Origin of the sequence: Pandoraea sp. ISTKB, assembly GCF_001721285.1 — a bacterium.
GTDB lineage: Bacteria > Pseudomonadota > Gammaproteobacteria > Burkholderiales > Burkholderiaceae > Pandoraea > Pandoraea capi.
In genome coordinates this window covers 1-15163 of the sequence record NZ_MAOS01000058.1, presented here as the reverse complement: position 1 = coordinate 15163, position 15163 = coordinate 1, and the positions used below count along the sequence as shown (strand labels likewise).

Annotated in this window: 20 protein-coding genes; 14 read left to right on the top strand and 6 right to left on the bottom strand. The window is 62.6% G+C overall.

What is annotated here, in order from left to right; all coding sequences use genetic code 11:
* Positions 1-12: 12 nt before the first annotated feature.
* A complete protein-coding gene (locus tag A9762_RS21330) occupies positions 13-666 on the bottom strand; it encodes a TetR/AcrR family transcriptional regulator (RefSeq protein WP_069344008.1) in 654 nt (217 codons plus the stop codon).
* Positions 667-884: 218 nt separating this feature from the next.
* On the opposite strand from A9762_RS21330, the gene A9762_RS21325 reads away from it, so the two are divergent.
* The 3 genes from A9762_RS21325 (at position 885) to A9762_RS21315 (ending at position 3193) form a co-directional block, all read left to right on the top strand.
* On the top strand, positions 885-1313 hold the full coding sequence (locus A9762_RS21325; protein ID WP_069344007.1) for a VOC family protein: 429 nt from the start codon (positions 885-887) through the stop codon (positions 1311-1313).
* Positions 1314-1493: 180 nt separating this feature from the next.
* Positions 1494-2423 carry an ABC transporter ATP-binding protein gene (locus A9762_RS21320; RefSeq protein WP_069344006.1) on the top strand — a complete coding sequence of 310 codons (930 nt, stop codon included), beginning with the start codon at positions 1494-1496 and terminating at the stop codon, positions 2421-2423.
* An 8-nt stretch (positions 2424-2431) separates the two neighbouring features.
* Positions 2432-3193, top strand: a complete 762-nt coding sequence (locus A9762_RS21315) for an ABC transporter permease (protein WP_069344005.1) — start codon at positions 2432-2434, stop codon at positions 3191-3193.
* A gap of 112 nt (positions 3194-3305) precedes the next feature.
* On the opposite strand, the gene A9762_RS21310 is transcribed toward A9762_RS21315, so the two are convergent.
* The gene (locus A9762_RS21310; protein WP_069344027.1) at positions 3306-3920 is read right to left on the bottom strand and encodes a glutathione S-transferase; all 615 of its coding nucleotides are present in this window, start codon (positions 3918-3920) and stop codon (positions 3306-3308) included.
* Between the two features lie 95 nt (positions 3921-4015).
* On the opposite strand from A9762_RS21310, the gene A9762_RS21305 reads away from it, so the two are divergent.
* Positions 4016-4705 carry a type 1 glutamine amidotransferase domain-containing protein gene (locus A9762_RS21305; RefSeq protein ID WP_069344004.1) on the top strand — a complete coding sequence of 230 codons (690 nt, stop codon included), beginning with the start codon at positions 4016-4018 and terminating at the stop codon, positions 4703-4705.
* Complete coding sequence (locus tag A9762_RS21300) at positions 4702-5232, top strand: GNAT family N-acetyltransferase (protein ID WP_069344003.1); 531 nt, start codon at positions 4702-4704, stop codon at positions 5230-5232. Before A9762_RS21305 ends, A9762_RS21300 begins: the two co-directional genes overlap by 4 nt.
* A gap of 126 nt (positions 5233-5358) precedes the next feature.
* On the opposite strand, the gene A9762_RS21295 is transcribed toward A9762_RS21300, so the two are convergent.
* Positions 5359-5880, bottom strand: coding sequence for a DUF1993 family protein (locus A9762_RS21295; protein WP_069344002.1), 522 nt, complete (start codon positions 5878-5880; stop codon positions 5359-5361).
* Positions 5881-5996: 116 nt separating this feature from the next.
* On the opposite strand from A9762_RS21295, the gene A9762_RS21290 reads away from it, so the two are divergent.
* The 3 genes from A9762_RS21290 to A9762_RS21280 all read left to right on the top strand — a co-directional run bounded on the left by A9762_RS21290 (position 5997) and on the right by A9762_RS21280 (position 8628).
* Positions 5997-6830, top strand: a complete 834-nt coding sequence (locus tag A9762_RS21290; protein ID WP_139133335.1) for a hypothetical protein — start codon at positions 5997-5999, stop codon at positions 6828-6830.
* 168 nt (positions 6831-6998) lie between these two features.
* Positions 6999-7724, top strand: a complete 726-nt coding sequence (locus tag A9762_RS21285) for a hypothetical protein (RefSeq protein WP_069344000.1) — start codon at positions 6999-7001, stop codon at positions 7722-7724.
* Positions 7725-7797: 73 nt separating this feature from the next.
* Positions 7798-8628 (top strand): hypothetical protein, encoded by an 831-nt coding sequence (locus tag A9762_RS21280; protein WP_069343999.1) that lies wholly within the window; start codon positions 7798-7800, stop codon positions 8626-8628.
* On the opposite strand, the gene A9762_RS21275 is transcribed toward A9762_RS21280, so the two are convergent.
* Together A9762_RS21275 and A9762_RS21270 are read right to left on the bottom strand one after the other, a co-directional pair.
* On the bottom strand, positions 8580-9152 hold the full coding sequence (locus A9762_RS21275; protein WP_083254168.1) for a nitrogen fixation protein NifQ: 573 nt from the start codon (positions 9150-9152) through the stop codon (positions 8580-8582). The genes A9762_RS21280 and A9762_RS21275 overlap by 49 nt on opposite strands.
* 131 nt (positions 9153-9283) lie before the next feature.
* On the bottom strand, positions 9284-9709 hold the full coding sequence (locus tag A9762_RS21270) for a molybdopterin-binding protein (protein ID WP_069343998.1): 426 nt from the start codon (positions 9707-9709) through the stop codon (positions 9284-9286).
* A 238-nt stretch (positions 9710-9947) separates the two neighbouring features.
* Here A9762_RS21270 and A9762_RS21265 point away from each other — a divergent pair, with 238 nt between their 5' ends.
* From A9762_RS21265 to A9762_RS21250, 4 genes are all read left to right on the top strand, one after another.
* Positions 9948-10682 carry a YoaK family protein gene (locus A9762_RS21265; protein WP_069343997.1) on the top strand — a complete coding sequence of 245 codons (735 nt, stop codon included), beginning with the start codon at positions 9948-9950 and terminating at the stop codon, positions 10680-10682.
* A 93-nt stretch (positions 10683-10775) separates the two neighbouring features.
* Positions 10776-11537 carry a 3-oxoacyl-ACP reductase gene (locus A9762_RS21260; protein ID WP_069343996.1) on the top strand — a complete coding sequence of 254 codons (762 nt, stop codon included), beginning with the start codon at positions 10776-10778 and terminating at the stop codon, positions 11535-11537.
* Between the two features lie 186 nt (positions 11538-11723).
* The gene (locus A9762_RS21255; protein WP_069343995.1) at positions 11724-12242 is read left to right on the top strand and encodes a hypothetical protein; all 519 of its coding nucleotides are present in this window, start codon (positions 11724-11726) and stop codon (positions 12240-12242) included.
* Positions 12243-12380: 138 nt separating this feature from the next.
* The gene (locus A9762_RS21250) at positions 12381-12698 is read left to right on the top strand and encodes a hypothetical protein (RefSeq protein WP_069343994.1); all 318 of its coding nucleotides are present in this window, start codon (positions 12381-12383) and stop codon (positions 12696-12698) included.
* A gap of 135 nt (positions 12699-12833) precedes the next feature.
* On the opposite strand, the gene A9762_RS21245 is transcribed toward A9762_RS21250, so the two are convergent.
* Positions 12834-13754: a DMT family transporter gene (locus tag A9762_RS21245; RefSeq protein ID WP_069343993.1), complete on the bottom strand. Its 921-nt coding sequence runs from the start codon at positions 13752-13754 to the stop codon at positions 12834-12836.
* Between the two features lie 169 nt (positions 13755-13923).
* Between A9762_RS21245 and A9762_RS21240 the strand changes: the two genes are divergently transcribed.
* Positions 13924-14646, top strand: coding sequence for a helix-turn-helix transcriptional regulator (locus tag A9762_RS21240; RefSeq protein WP_069344026.1), 723 nt, complete (start codon positions 13924-13926; stop codon positions 14644-14646).
* A 40-nt stretch (positions 14647-14686) separates the two neighbouring features.
* Positions 14687-14983, top strand: a complete 297-nt coding sequence (locus A9762_RS21235; protein WP_069343992.1) for a YciI-like protein — start codon at positions 14687-14689, stop codon at positions 14981-14983.
* The last annotated feature ends 180 nt before the right edge of the window (positions 14984-15163 follow it).

Below are 15163 nucleotides of genomic sequence, written 5' to 3'. Positions count from 1 at the left end.
GCACTTTCGCGACTACAACCCCTGCTCGACCATCGCGACGAGCCGCTGTCCGAGCGCATCGACCTGTTCGTCGGGCAAGTCACGCAGCGGGCCGTCGATGACCAGCACCGACAGGCCGTGCACCGCCGCCCAGGCAAGATACTCGGCGCCCGGCCGCTGTTCGGGACGCACGATGCCGGCGGCCACCATGCCGTCGAGCGCCGCCCCCAGCAATTCGAACGGATTCAATCCGCTCGCTCCCGCCTTCTCCGGCCCGCCGGCCGAACGCACGTTCTCCGACGGCGCGAACGCGGTGCGGAACAGCCCCGGCTGCCTGCGCGCGAAGTGCAGATAGCCGATACCCACGCCGCGCAGTACCGCGCGCGAGCGCGCCGCGCCGTCGGGCAGCGACGCGGCATCGAGCAGCGCCTGCTCATGCTCGATGAACACCGCCAGCTCGGCCAATGCCGCTGAGCGCACCGCGTCAAGCAGATCCTGACGATTGGCGAAGTGCCGGTAGGCCGCATTAGGAACCACCCCGGCGCGCCGCGTGGCCTCGCGTAGGATCACCGCATCCGGTCCCCCGTCGCGCGCGAGCGTGATCCCCGCTTCCAGCAACGCCCGGCGCAGGTCGCCGTGGCGATAAGTCGCCCGCGCCGGCCCGGTCGTTGTTTCTTGTTCTGTCATTGCTACCCCTTGTGGACAGTGTCCATTATGTCTGCTATTGTTTGTGTACACCGTCCACAATGGCAAGTTGCAATGCATCATCGGTCGGTGGATGACGTCACATTCGCGCCTCGCCTGTGCAGGCACTATGGTTGTTGAAGTACCGATGACGTTCGACCGATGACACTTCCCCGGGCACCCGAATGCCCGTTTATCGCAGACATATTGAGGAGCGCTCCATGCAAGTTCATTCCTATCTGTTTTTCGAAGGTCGTTGCGAAGAAGCCATGGATTTCTATGTGAAGACGCTGGGCGCGAAGCGCGGCATGGTCATGCGCTACGGCGACAGCCCGGAACAGTGTCCCGAGGGCATGCTGCCGCCCGGCAGCGAGAACAAGATCATGCACGGTGAGTTCTTCATCGGCGAATCGATGGTGATGGCGTCCGACGGCATGGTGAGCGGTCAGCCGAAGTTCGACGGCTTCTCGCTGTCGGTGGACTTCACCGAAGTGGGCGCGGCCGAGAAGGCGTTCCACGCGCTGGCCGAGGGCGGTTCGGTCAACATGCCGCTGGGCGAGACGTTCTTCGCGAAGACGTTCGGCATGGTCAAGGACCGTTTCGGCATGAACTGGATGGTGATCGTGCCCAAGGAAATGCCGAAGGGCTAAGGCACTGGCTTGAAGGTTGGGCGTAAGGGTGACCGAATGGGTGACCGAATGCCCCCGCGGGTGTCGGATGAGATGGCAGGGTGCGGCCGATTGCGCCCCCGCCGACGATTCCGTCACCCGCATCTTTTTTCTGCCCGGCGTGTCCGACAAGTTCCTCACGCCTGTGCTATCGTCGCCGCCATGCCATCCGTTATCTCAATCAAAAATCTGTCGAAGACGTACGCGACAGGGTTCCAGGCACTCAAGAACGTCAGCCTGGAAATCCAGCGCGGCGAGATCTTCGCCCTGCTCGGCCCGAACGGCGCCGGCAAAACGACCCTCATCAGCACTATCTGCGGCATCGTGCGTCCGACCTCGGGCACGGTCACCGTCGATGGTCACGACATCGTCACGGATTACCGTGCCGCGCGTGAAGCCATCGGCCTCGTGCCGCAGGAGCTGACCACTGATTCCTTCGAATCCGTGTGGGCCACCGTCTCCTTCTCGCGGGGTTTGTTCGGCAAACCGGCGAATCCGGCGCACATCGAAAAGGTGCTGCGCTCGCTCTCGCTGTGGGAGAAGAAGGACAGCCGCATCATGCAGCTCTCGGGCGGCATGAAGCGTCGCGTGCTGATCGCCAAGGCGCTCTCGCACGAACCGCGTGTGCTGTTCCTCGACGAGCCGACCGCCGGGGTGGACGTCGAGTTGCGACGCGACATGTGGCGCCTCGTGCAGTCGCTGCGCGAGACCGGCGTGACCGTGATCCTCACCACGCACTACATCGAAGAGGCCGAAGAAATGGCCGACCGCGTGGGCATCATTACCGGCGGGCAGATTACGCTCGTGCAGGAGAAGACCGAACTGATGCGGCACATGGGCAGCAAGCAGCTCTCGCTGCAACTGACCGAGCCGATCGCGGCCGTGCCCGAGGCCCTCGCCGGTTACGGTCTGGTGCTCGGCAACAACGGCACCGAACTCGTCTTCAGCTACGACGCCAATATCGAGCAGACGTCCATCGCCTCGCTGCTGCGCGACATGGAGCGCGCCGGTATTTCGGTGAAGGATCTGCACACGACGCAAAGCTCGCTCGAAGACATCTTCGTCTCGCTCGTGCATAAAAAAGAAGGATGAGCCGCGCCATGAATTTCTACGCCGTCAGGGCGATCTACAACTTCGAGATGGCCCGCACGCGTCGCACGCTGATGCAGAGCATCATCTCGCCGGTCATCTCGACCTCGCTGTACTTTGTGGTGTTCGGCGCGGCCATCGGCTCGCGCATTCCCGAAATCGAAGGCGTGCCTTACGGTGCGTTCATCGTGCCGGGCCTCATCATGCTCTCGCTGCTCACGCAGAGTGTGACGAACGCCTCGTTCGGCATCTACTTCCCACGGTTCACCGGCACGATCTACGAGGTGCTCTCCGCGCCCGTGTCCTACATGGAGATCGTGTGCGCCTACGTGGGGGCGGCAGCAACGAAGTCGATCATTCTCGGGGTCATCATGCTGGGCACGGCGGCGCTGTTCGTGCCGCTGCGCATCGAGCATCCGATCTGGATGATCTTCTTCCTGGTGCTCACCGCAGTGACGTTCAGCCTGCTCGGCTTCATCATCGGCATCTGGGCCGATGGCTTCGAGAAGCTGCAACTCGTGCCGTTGCTCATCATCACGCCGCTCACGTTCCTTGGCGGCAGCTTCTACTCGACGAGCATCCTGCCGCCGTTCTGGCGTGCCGTCACGCTGTTCAATCCGGTCGTGTATCTCATCAGCGGCTTCCGCTGGAGTTTCTACGGACTGGCGGATGTGAGCGTGGCGGTCAGTCTCGGCATGACGCTGCTGTTCCTCGCGATCTTCCTCGCGATCGTCGCGTGGATGTTCAAGACCGGCTATCGCCTCAAGAGCTGACCCTCTCGACGTTCATCAGGCCCGCCCGGTATCCGGCGGGCTGTCCACACGATTCGCCGGATAGCACGATGTCCGGCGTCTCTCTGCTCTCAGTCTCCCTGCGCTCCCAACGTCAGATCGGCGGCGTTTCGCGAAACGCGGGCAATGCTTCGGCTTCCGCCGAGAAGTTGGCAACCTCGGGAAACGCGCTGCCGAAATCGACTTCGGGCAGCATCATCTGGTGGAAGCGCCACGCCACGGCAATCGCGACACCATGCTCGCCAATGCGATCCGGTGTGGCCTCGACCGGCACTTGCGCCAGTTCCTTTTCCAGCCCCTGAAACGCCGCGTGAACCTGCGTGCGCACACGGTCCGTCCACGGCGTGTGGCGCTTCTCGCTCGGGCGCAGTTCGCGCTCATAGACCAGTTGCACCGACTTCTCGCAGGCCGCCAGCGCAAGTCCCGTCAGTCGTAACGAACGCAACCGAGCCGCCGGTTCGACCGGAACCAGCCGCTGCTCGGGATCGACCAGCGACTCGACGTACTGAAGAATCAGCGTGGAGTCCATGAGCACCGTGCCGTCATCGGCGACGAACGTAGGCGCTTTCACGACAGGATTGATGGCGGAAAACTCGTCGAACGTCCGGAAGACGGACAGTGAACGGTGCTCGAAGGGCAGCCCGAGCAACTTCAGGCAAATCGCCGTGCGACGCACGTATGGGGAATCCAGCATTCCGATCAACTGCATGTCTCGCTCCTTGGCAAGGCGGTCACCGCCGGTTTCGTCGATCATACATGACGGGTAGAATGGGTCGCATGGCCGATTCGACAGGGAGATGCTTCATGAACATCCTGATGGTTCTGACCTCGCACGACCGCCTCGGCGACACGGGCAAGAAGACTGGCTTCTGGCTCGAAGAATTCGCCTCGCCCTATTACGTATTCATCGACGAAGGGCTCGCGGTAACGCTTGCCTCGCCCGCCGGCGGACAGCCGCCGCTCGATCCCAAGAGCGACGAGCCCGATGCGCAGACCGACGCCACGCGACGCTTTCGCGACGACACCGATGCGCAACAGGCCCTCGCCAACACACTGAAACTCGCCGACGTCAAGGCCGACGACTACGACGCCCTTTTTTATCCCGGCGGCCACGGCCCGCTCTGGGATCTCGCGCAGGACCCGCATTCCATCCACCTGATCGAATCGTTCGAGCGGGCAGGCAAGCCGATCGGCTTCGTCTGCCACGCGCCGGGCGTGCTGCGTCAGGTGCGCGCAGCGAATGGCGAGCCGCTGGTACGCGGGCGTCATGTGACCGGTTTCACCAACGACGAAGAGGCGGCCGTCGGACTCACCGACGTGGTGCCGTTCCTCGTCGAAGACGAATTGCGGCGTCTCGGTGGTCTTTATGAGAAGGCGGACAACTGGGCATCGCACGTCGTCGGCGACGGTCGTCTCGTCACCGGGCAGAATCCGGCCTCGTCTGAAGAAGCGGCACGCACGGTGCTCGCCATGATGGAGCCTCGCCTGCCATGAGGACACTGGATACGTCGCCCGACGTCCGGCGTCTGGTGCCGGCCGATGCGCTGGCGTTCCAGGCGCTGCGGCTTGCGGGTTTGCAGGCGCACCCCGAGGCGTTCGGATCGAGCTATGCGGAAGAGAAGGACTGGCCGGTCGAGCACGTGCGCGAATGGCTGACGGTACGCCCTGACGCAGGTGTCTTCGGCGCGTTCGAGAACGAGCGGTTGGTCGGCGTGGTCGGGCTGGGCCGTCAGGCGCGTCCGAACTTCGCTCACGTGGGTTTTCTCTGGGGCATGTACGTCGAAGCACAGGCCATGGGACGCGGGATCGGGCGCGCACTGATCGACGCGGCACTCGCGCTCGCGCGCTCACAGCCCGGATTGCGGCACATCACGTTGCAGGTCAATGCCGACAATCGACCCGCGATCGGGCTATATCAGTCGTTCGGTTTCGTCGAGATCGGCCGCGAGCCGGATGCCATGCGCGTGGGCAATGGCTATTGCGACGACATTCGCATGTATCTGCCGATTGCCACGCACTGAACGCATACGATCGGCGCACTGACGCCAGACAATGAAAAGCGGGAGCGACCATGACGTCGCTCCCGCTTTTTTGCATAGGGTGCCGTGCCTTCGATCCGCGCGTCGGATCGAAGGATCGACGGATCGTCAGACCGGTTGCATCTCGAACGGTCCGAGGTAATCCATCTTGCCGACTTCCACGCCTTGCGCACGCAGAATGTCGTGCGTCGTGGTCACGTGGAAATAGAAGTTCGGCAGCGCGAACTTGAAGAGGTAATCGACCGCGTCCATCGTCGTTTGCTGCGTCTTGAACTTCAACGTGATCTGGCGCGACTCCGCCCCTTCGAAACGATCTTCGAGAACGCCTGCGATGAACGCTTCGGTGTTCGCGATGCGATCGCGCAATTGATCGAACGACGTTTCCGCGTCGTCGAACTTCGGCGACTCCACGCCCGTCAGACGCGCCACTGCGAACTTCGCCGTATCGCTCACTCGCTGGATCTGCGCGACGAAATCGAGCATGTCCGGGGCCAGCTTCGCCTTGAGGATCGTGTCCGGGTCAAGCGACTTGGCTGCGCAGTGTTCACGCGCCTTCTTGATGTAATCGGCCATGACGGTCAGACCGCGAAGATAAACGGGGATCGTGGCGCGATAAAGGGTGATCGACATCGGGAGACTCCTCAAAATTGGCACAGCGCGTTGCGCGGGGGGCGCGCCAGAGTTGTGCGAAAAAGACATGCTATCAGCGCACAAACTTTCTTGCCGTGCACCGGGCGATTCCTGAAATGCAGAAGCGCGTCGTGCAGCGAAAATTCTGTCAAGCGCGATCGCGCACCGCTTCTCGCCATCTCGGAACAAGGATACGCCGCCCCATGAGTTCGCTCCTGCCCATCGCACTGGAAGGTCATTTCACGCGCTCGCTGAGCAACGCCACCATTCAGCGCTGTGCCAACGCCACCAGCAAGAAGGACCTCAAGAACGTCTGGAGCGAGATCAAGGATCTCGTTCTCGGCACGCACAAATGCGCGGCGGAAGCCGCGCTCTACGACCTGTCTCACGCGAAAACGACGCGCGAACAATTGGACGCCTTCAACGCCCTGACCTATTACGTCGAGCCCGGCGACCGGCACAAACTGGCATGGAAGCTCGACGTCAGCGAATTCCAGGGCTTTCAGATCGGCGAGCACCGATTTCCGGTACCGGACGATGCCCGGGATTTCATGAAAGGCACTGTCTCCATGACGACCTCGGCGAGCTGTCGCCTGCTCAATACGCTCCACCTCAACGATCACCACGTCCTGTTGAGTTCGCCGCAATTTGGACTCGACCTGGGCCCGCTTTCCAATATTCCGACGGACAACGACCTGTACGGCGCCACGATGCGTCAGGTCCTTATCAAGGATTTCCAGACTCGGTTCAGCCATTTCCCCGCGCTGCTCGACACGCTTCAGGTCCTCGGTCTGGATCAGGACGACGCCAGCGGCCAGTTTGCGCTTGAAGTCATGCAGGAAACCGAGCATCAACTCGCACAGACCGGCCTCGGCTCGGTCGCGGCAACGATGGCCGAGAACGCGGCGCATCTGGTGCGACTGGCCTCGGCCATGAAAGACGATCGATAGAGATCGTTAAGCCGCAGCAATCGCCATCCTACCGATCGACTCGCGGACACGCTGGTCGATTCATGAAATACCGCAGCGTCGGTCTGCGAGAGGCTTCAAGAAAGCCCCGCACCGGCGCACGAGCATCACGTTCAAGGCCCTCCTTCGGGGCCGACTGACTATCCAGGCATGACCATTTCGATTTCTTCCATTCTTCCGACCGGTACCTCCTCTCGCACGTTAAGCGCGGCAACCATCCAGCGATGCGCAAGTGTCCTTCACGCTGACGAACTCAACAGTTTCTGGGGGCGCGTAAAGGACTACTTTCTCGGCACGCACAACGAAGACGCCAAACGCGCCATCTTCCGGCTGGCCACCGCCGAAAATGCGAGGCAACAATGCAGCGCGTTCGCGCAACTGGCCGCCTGTATCGAGCCGACGCAAAGCCATTTGCTGCGTTGGAATCTGTCGGCCGACGACGCAATAGACTTTCAGATCGGCGACCGCCGGTTCCCGATGAAAGGCGACGTGGCCGAATTCATGCAGCAAGCCGCCCCCCTCAGTTTCGACGACAGTTGTCGTCTGTTGATGGCATTGAAACTGAACGATCACGACGTGCTCAGTGAATCGGAGCAATTCGGTCTGCCGCTGAACGTACTGGCGCGACACCCCGACGATCCGGCGTACTCCAGCGTCTGCATCAGCGCGGCGATGGGGGTTCCCGCGCTGCTCGACGCCCTACATGTCCTCGGACTGGACAGTGCAGTCAACGACAGTCAGTTGGCGCTGGACGTTGCCAGCACCGTGCAACGCATGGTCCTTGCGCATCGGCACGACACCTATCTCGCGAACCGATGCTACCTGCACGCTCATCAACTGGTGAACATCGCGGCGGCGATCAGAGACCGGGGCTGAGCGATCAAGACGGTATATGCGCGGCGTTCCTTCGACGCTCTGGCCGCGCGACGAAAGGAGAGATGCAACCCATATGTCAACTGCACCACTCAGCCTGATTGGCCATGTCCCCCGGAGCCTCGATGCCGAAACCGTCAAAGCCTGCGCGACGGCCGGCAGCGATTCGCAGATTGCAACGCTCTGGGAGCGCATCAAGGACTGGTTTTTCGGCACCCATAAAGTCGATGCCAAGCTCGCCATCTATCAAATGGCGAATGCACAAACCGCCTATGAGCAGCTCGGTGCCTTCATCCGCTTGACGCACTACGTCGAGCTGCAGCATTTCCATCAACTGCAATGGTGCGTCGACAAGGACAGTCAACTGTCCTTCAAGATCGGAGACCACGCGTTTGCGTCGAACGCGCAATGGGCTTCCCAAATGCCGTTGATGCTGGATATGGAGGACATGTCGCGCCTCTTGCTGTCGCTGCGTTACGACGGGCTCGACGTAGCCGACGCGTTCCGCGAACTCGGTGTGAAACGCCTGCATGAGGCGGCCGCATCGGCGGCTGCCAGCGGATCAGGTCAAGCGGTCGACATCAACGCGGACAGTCTGCTCACCATGCAGCAGCAATATCTGCGCGAGGCGCCCGTGCTGCTTGCAGCGCTCGAAATCATCGGGCTGCATCGCAACGACTACGAGGGAGATATGGCCTATCGCCTCAGACAGACCATGGAGGCATTGAAGGAATCGACGTCTGTCGATCGCGACGATGACATGGCCGCGATCGTTGGCCGCAACGCGGAAAGTCTGATGTCCCTCGTGACCGCCCTGTTTCACGAGCGCGAGCGTGACAAGCGCGCGTCTCAGCGCGGTTACTTTGCCGCAGGCTTCAGCACAACGACTTCACGCAAATGGGCATAACACTCCCCATACGCTTCGCATCCCGGGCAACCCGGTGCGGGTGCCGGCGCACGACCATACGCCTGCGCACACACCTGCGCCAGAAACCGCTTCCAGCGCAGGTTCTCCGTATTCTCAAGCACCAGCGACGGGAAGAAGTGAGTGAGCAGCGCCGTGACGTCATCGCGGCCAGTCAGGCCGAGGTCACGCCACAGATGATCGGGCCGCAGGCAAGCTGTCGCGAGAATCGTCGCCATATCGGCAGCGTCCATCGGGTGCAGGATGGGATCTGCGCGACGGCGCAGCATCTCCCGCATCTCGACGACGAACATCGCGTTCGACGCCCACGCGGGCGTGGGTAGCGCGGCAGCGCAGGCTTGCCAGTGCTCGGAGACCGGTGAGAAATGGCGTCGCAGCAGTTGGGTCAGTGCGGCGCCCGAGAGCCCGAGGCGCGCCACGCGCTCGGGGGTCGCGTTCGCCACGAGCAACGTGGCGAACAGCGTGGCTTCCTGTCGCGTATGCGAAGGCACCAGATCGAAGGTCATCGTGCGAGGTTCGAACCCGGGACGTCAGCCAATGCCGATTGGCGCCAATTGACGTCAATTGACGCCGACTCACGTCCCGAACATCCGAATCGAGAAAATGCAGGGTAGAAACGAAATCGAGACGCCGTCGCTCACGCCACCGCGAGGATCACGCTCGACGCCTTGACCAGCGCAGCAGCGGCGCGGCCGGCGCTCAGGCCCAGACGCTTCGCGCTTTCGTTCGTCACGATGGCGGCGATGATGGCACCGCTGTCGGCGGTGATTTCCACTTCGCTGTTCACCGCGCCCGTCTCGACACGCGACACCTTGCCGGTAATCACGTTGCGCGTGGAGACCTTGCTTGCGTCGGCGTCGACCATCACGATCACGGACGATGCCTTGATCAGCGCCACCGCTTCGCTGCCTTCCTTCAACCCCAGATTCACGGTGCTCTCGTGCGTGATGACCGCCACGATTTCCTGACCGGCGTCGGTGCGCAGCGTGACTTCGTCGTTTACGGCGCCACGTTGCAGCGAAATGACTTTCCCGGTGAATTGATTGCGTGCGCTGGTTTTCATACTAAGTCTCCTGTCGATGAGCGTGACAAGCCTTCACGCATCATGATGCGGCGATACCTCGCCGCGCAGCCCATCGATGCGGTGAAGGCCAGGGGGTGCAATAAGACGTTCGGACGGTAGATCGTCCCGTCGGCGTGTTGCAGTATAGCGGGTCCACGCGACGGGCGACGTCGCGAGCCGGTGATATGCTTCATCAGCCTGCGCACCGCCTCCGTCACATGCCGACACAGGAGTCTCCATGGGTACCTCTCGCCATATCCCCTCGCCGACCGAAGCCGCCACCTTCGCCCGCACATGGGTCGGCCACTTCTCCAAACCGACCGCCATCGGCATGACACTCGCCTTCGTTGCCGGTTACATCGACGTGGTCGGCTTCATCGCGCTGTTCGGGCTGTTCACGGCGCACGTCACGGGCAACTTCGTGATGATCGGCGTGCAACTCGTGGCAAGCACCCACGTCGGCGTGCTTGCCAAGCTGCTGGCGCTGCCCGTGTTCGTCATCTTCGTCGCCATGGTCAAGCTCGTCGTGCAGGGCTTTGCGAATACCAACCGACGGCCGTTACGCTTGCTGCTCATCGTGCAGACGTTGCTGCTGCTGGGCTTCATGATCATCGGCATGATCGCGCAGCCGATCATCTCGGCCGATGCCCCGCTCGCCATTCTCTCAGGCATGTTCGGTGTGGCCGCACTCGCCATCCAGAACGCCATCGGACGTCTGGTGCTCTCCGATCTCGCACCGACCACCATCATGACCGGCAACACCACCCAGATCGTGATCGACATGGTCGAGCTGGCCAGTGGCAATTGCGGCGACGGCACCGCCGCAAAGGCACGTCTTCGCAAGATGCTCCCCGCGCTGGCGGCGTTCGCCGTGGGCGCCATTCTCGGCGGCTTCGCGTATCACGGCACCGGCTTCTGGAGCGTGCTGTTGCCGGTGGTGCTGCTCGTCGCGCTGGCGGCGGCGAACGAATAGCGGGGCCATTCATGCGATGATTCGTGCCGTGAATAGCGCAATGCGCTGTGCAACAAAGCGCAACGGAGCGCAACAACGTCAGGGAAGATCGTTATGAAGCTGGATTCGCAGTGGGTACTAGTCACCGGCGGGGCACGTGGGCTGGGCGCCGCGATTACGCGGGCCGTTGCGCGTGAGGGCGCGGGCGTCGTCATCAACTATCTGCGCAGCGACGTGGCCGCGCGCACGTTGGCAGAGTCGCTTGGCGAGCGCGCCATCGCATTGCAGGCGGATGTCACCGACGAGAAAGCCGTCGCCCGTCTTTTCGCCGAAGCGCGTGAGCGCATCGGTGGCCCGATCGTCTCGGTCGTGAACAACGCACTGGCCGACTTCCGTTTCGATGGCGACGCGCGGCCCAAGCTCGCGGACATCTCGTGGTCGCGCTTCTCGCAGCAACTCGAAGGCGCCGTCAAGGGTGCGCTCAACACCATGCAGGCCGCATTGCCGGGCATGCGCGAGGCGGGCTTCGGCCGCATCGTGAACGTGGGCACTAACTTGTTCCAGAACCCCGTCGTGCCGTATCACGATTACACGACCGCCAAAGCCGCCCTGCTCGCGCTTACGCGCACCGCCTCCAACGATCTTGGCCCCGACGGCATCACCGTCAACATGGTCTCGGGCGGCTTGTTGCGCGTGACCGACGCCAGCTCGGCCACGCCGGAAGCGGTGTTCGATCTGATCGCGGGACTCACGCCGCTGCGTCGCGTCACCACGCCGGAGGAGTTCGCTGACGCGGTGCTGTATTTCCTCTCGCCGTGGGCGCGCGCCGTGACGGGGCAGAACCTGATCGTCGACGGCGGGCTGGTGAAGGGCTGAGTCCGGGAAGGTCGTCTTGTGGTCGGCATCCTGCGCGTCAGGATGCCGATATCTCTACGCAATGCGCTGAACGCGACCGCACATCCGCCGGACACGGTAAAATTGCGATCTTGGTAAGCGCACGCTTCGGTATTCGTCGAGGCCTGCCGCTCGCACCTTCTCATCCGCCCATCCCGAACGCCGACAGTGACCGCAACTTCCTCCCCCGCCGACCTCCCCACGACTGACGACACCGCCAATAGCACCGATGCCATCCACGAAGATCGCCTCTGGCGCGATGACGGATGGACCGCGAAGGTCGTCAAGAACGAGGAAGACGACGGCTGGGCCGTGGCCATGTTCAAGGACGGCGAGTCGGAGCCCGCGCTAGTGGGCCCCTGGACGATGGGGCGCGACAAGAAGAATCCGAAACCGCTCGACGTCGGCGCCTTCCACACGCTGGTGAAAACGGCTGCCGAAGTGTTGCGACGTCACGAGCAGCAATTGCACGCGCAGTTGCACAAGCGGGTGAGCGTCGACGGGCCGGACGGCGATATCGACGTCACCCTGGATATCGTGCCCGACGACTACGATCCGTACGCCATGCTCAGCGCCATCGACCGGTTCGGCGAGACCATTGCGTCGGTGAAAGTGCCGCCGTCGTTCAAGCTCTCGCGTAACAGCGCCCGCGCGTGGGTGGAGAACGATTTTCAGCGGCCCCAGTGAGCGCTCGCTGACTCGACTTATCCCATCACTGCGGATACCGGGATAATCGACCGTCTGGCTGGCCCTTCTGACGATCTCTATGATGGTTTTCGCCCCTTCGCAGGCGACACCCCATTACATCCGATGTCAGGAGACCCCATGAAACGCTTTCACATCGCGCTCGCTGTGCGCGACCTCGATGCGTCCATCGCCGATTATTCCGTCCGTCTCGGGCAAGCGCCGTCGGCCGTCGTGCCGGGCGCGTACGCCATGTGGCGTACCGATCTGCTGAATTTTTCGATCAATCTGTCGCCGTCGCGCGCCGGCGAGTTGCGGCACGTTGGCTTTGAGGACGACGATGCCCCCGAATATTCGAGCAGCACCGACTGTAATGGTCTGCTGTGGGAAGCCTTCTCTGCGGCGGAACAGGATCGCCGCATAGTGAGCACTTACGGGGTTGCGGTGCGCGACGTTTAAGGTCCGCCCCACCCTGCTCCTCTGCCCCGATGTGCCCCAGTGTGCGCAGGCGCCCCCCGGCAACCTGCGCACACCACTAACAACGCGGGGCTCGAAGCCGGCTTGCGCCGGCGTCGACACCGGCGCAGGTCAGGATCAGGCGGGCACTTCGTCCGACTCGTCCGGCACGCCGCCGAAACCCGGCAGCGGACGCTGCCACCGCTGCGCGATGAACACGCCGACGAGCGCCACACCGCCACCGATCACGTGGAACATGTGCAGTTGCTCGCCCAGCAGCACCACGGCAATCGCCGCCGTCATTACCGGCAGCACATTGATGAACATGCTGCACCGGTTCGGCCCCAGATGCCGGATGCCCTGAATCCACAGGATCGGCAGCACGATCGACGCCCCCAACCCGGCATACAGCACCAGCGGCACCGTCGCCGCGTTCAGTTGCGCCTGTCCGGCGGGCACCATCGCCAGCATCGGAATCATCGTGATGAGCGCCGCCCAGGCCTGCACGTAGGTCGACTGCGCCGGGGGCACCGCGACATGCCAACGACGCAGCAGCACGCTGTACAACCCATACGACGCCGACGCAATCAACATCAGGATGTCGCCCAGATGCATGCCACCGTCGAGCAAGCGCGACGGGTGCCCCTGCCCGATCAGGTAGACGAGACCCGCGAGCGAGAGCAACCCGCCGACGAGCATGCCGAGCGTGGGCGGCTCACGCAGCAACACGGTGCTCCACAGCAGCGTGAGCAGTGGCGCGAGCGCCGTCACGATCGCCATGTTGGTCGCGGTCGTGCTGTGCGCAGCGAGATACGACAGGCTCTGATAGAACGACATGCTCAGAAAGCCGAGGAAACCGAGCTTGGCGAGTTGCGGGCGCACGTGATGCCAGTTGCGCGCGAGCGGACGAATCACGAACGGCGTCATGACGGCTAGCGCCAGCACCAGCCGGTAGAACGTAATGGCCGACGGCGCAATGGTCGTGGCGGAAAGCTTTGAGACGATGACATTGCCGGCCCATAACAACATGGCGCCGAGCGGATACAGGAAGTACCCCATGACGAATTCCCACAGGTTTGATAAAGGAAGCGCCATCGTCAGGCATACCGCCACGGACCGTCTCACGCTAAAATCACGAAACCTGTCTTGAAAAGGACATCCCGTGTCGACCATCCGCCGGATTACCGATCCCCGCGTCACGCGTCATCTGCACTTCGAAAGCACGCCCATGCCGATGGCGGCCATGGCGATCGATTACGCGCACAACGAGTTCATTGCCTCGCATTCGCACCGGCGCGGCCAATTGCTATATGCCATCGAAGGGGTGATGATCATCGCGTCGGCCTCGGGCCGCTGGGTGGTGCCGCCAACGCGCGGCGTGTGGCTCGCCGCCGGGCTGGAACATACGGTGCAGATGAGCGGCACCGTGAAGATCCGCACGGTGTTCGTCGAACCCGGCAGCGAACCGTTGCCCGACACGAGTTGCGTCGTGGAGATCACACCGCTCATGCGCGAGCTGATTCTCGCCGCCATCGCCGTGCCGCCCGACTATGCACCGGATTCGCGCGACGCCCGACTCATGCGCCTGTTGCTCGACGAGTTGATTGCGCTGCCGGTGCTGCCGCTGTATCTGCCGTGGCCGACGGACAAACGCTTGCTACGCGTGTGCGACCACTTGAGGCAGTCGCCCTGCGAAGACGCGACCATCGACGACTGGGCCGGGAAAGCCGGTCTGTCGGCGAAGACGTTTCAACGTCGTTTTTCTGCGGAAACAGGACTCACGTTCGGACGCTGGCGTCAGCAGGCGCGCCTGCTGCAAGCATTGGAAGCGTTAGCGCGTGGGGAGAAAATCGTGAACGTGGCGCTCGACCATGGCTACGCCAGCCAGAGCGCATTCGCCGCCATGTTCAAACGCCATTTCGGCGTGCCGCCCTCGGCTTTTTATCGATGACGGCGACATGCCGACATGTCATCGGATAGGAGATATCGACATGCATTACCTGCTGACTTACGACCTTGTCGACGATTACCTCGACCGTCGCGGCCAATACCGCGACGCCCATCTGGCGCTCGCCTGGGCCGCCACGGAGCGCGGCGAACTTGTGCTCGCCGGTGCGCTGGAATCGCCGGTGGACGCGGCGGCACTGCTCTTCGAAGGAGAATCGCCGGCGGTGGCCGAAGCGTTTGCGAAGGCCGATCCGTACGTGGTGAATGGACTTGTGAAATCGTGGCGCGTGCGACCGTGGAAAACGGTCGTTGGCAAGACGGCCAGCACACCGGTGCGGTGAATCTGTGCAGTGAATGTCGGCGCACAAAAAACAAAACGCGCTTGGCGGTTAAACCAAGCGCGTTTCTCGACAACCGATCGTACGTCGTGCTTCCGGAGCTTTCCGCGAATTACGCCGCTAAATCTGGCGTCCCCTAGGGGATTCGAACCCCTGTACTCACCGTGAAAGGGTGATGTCCTA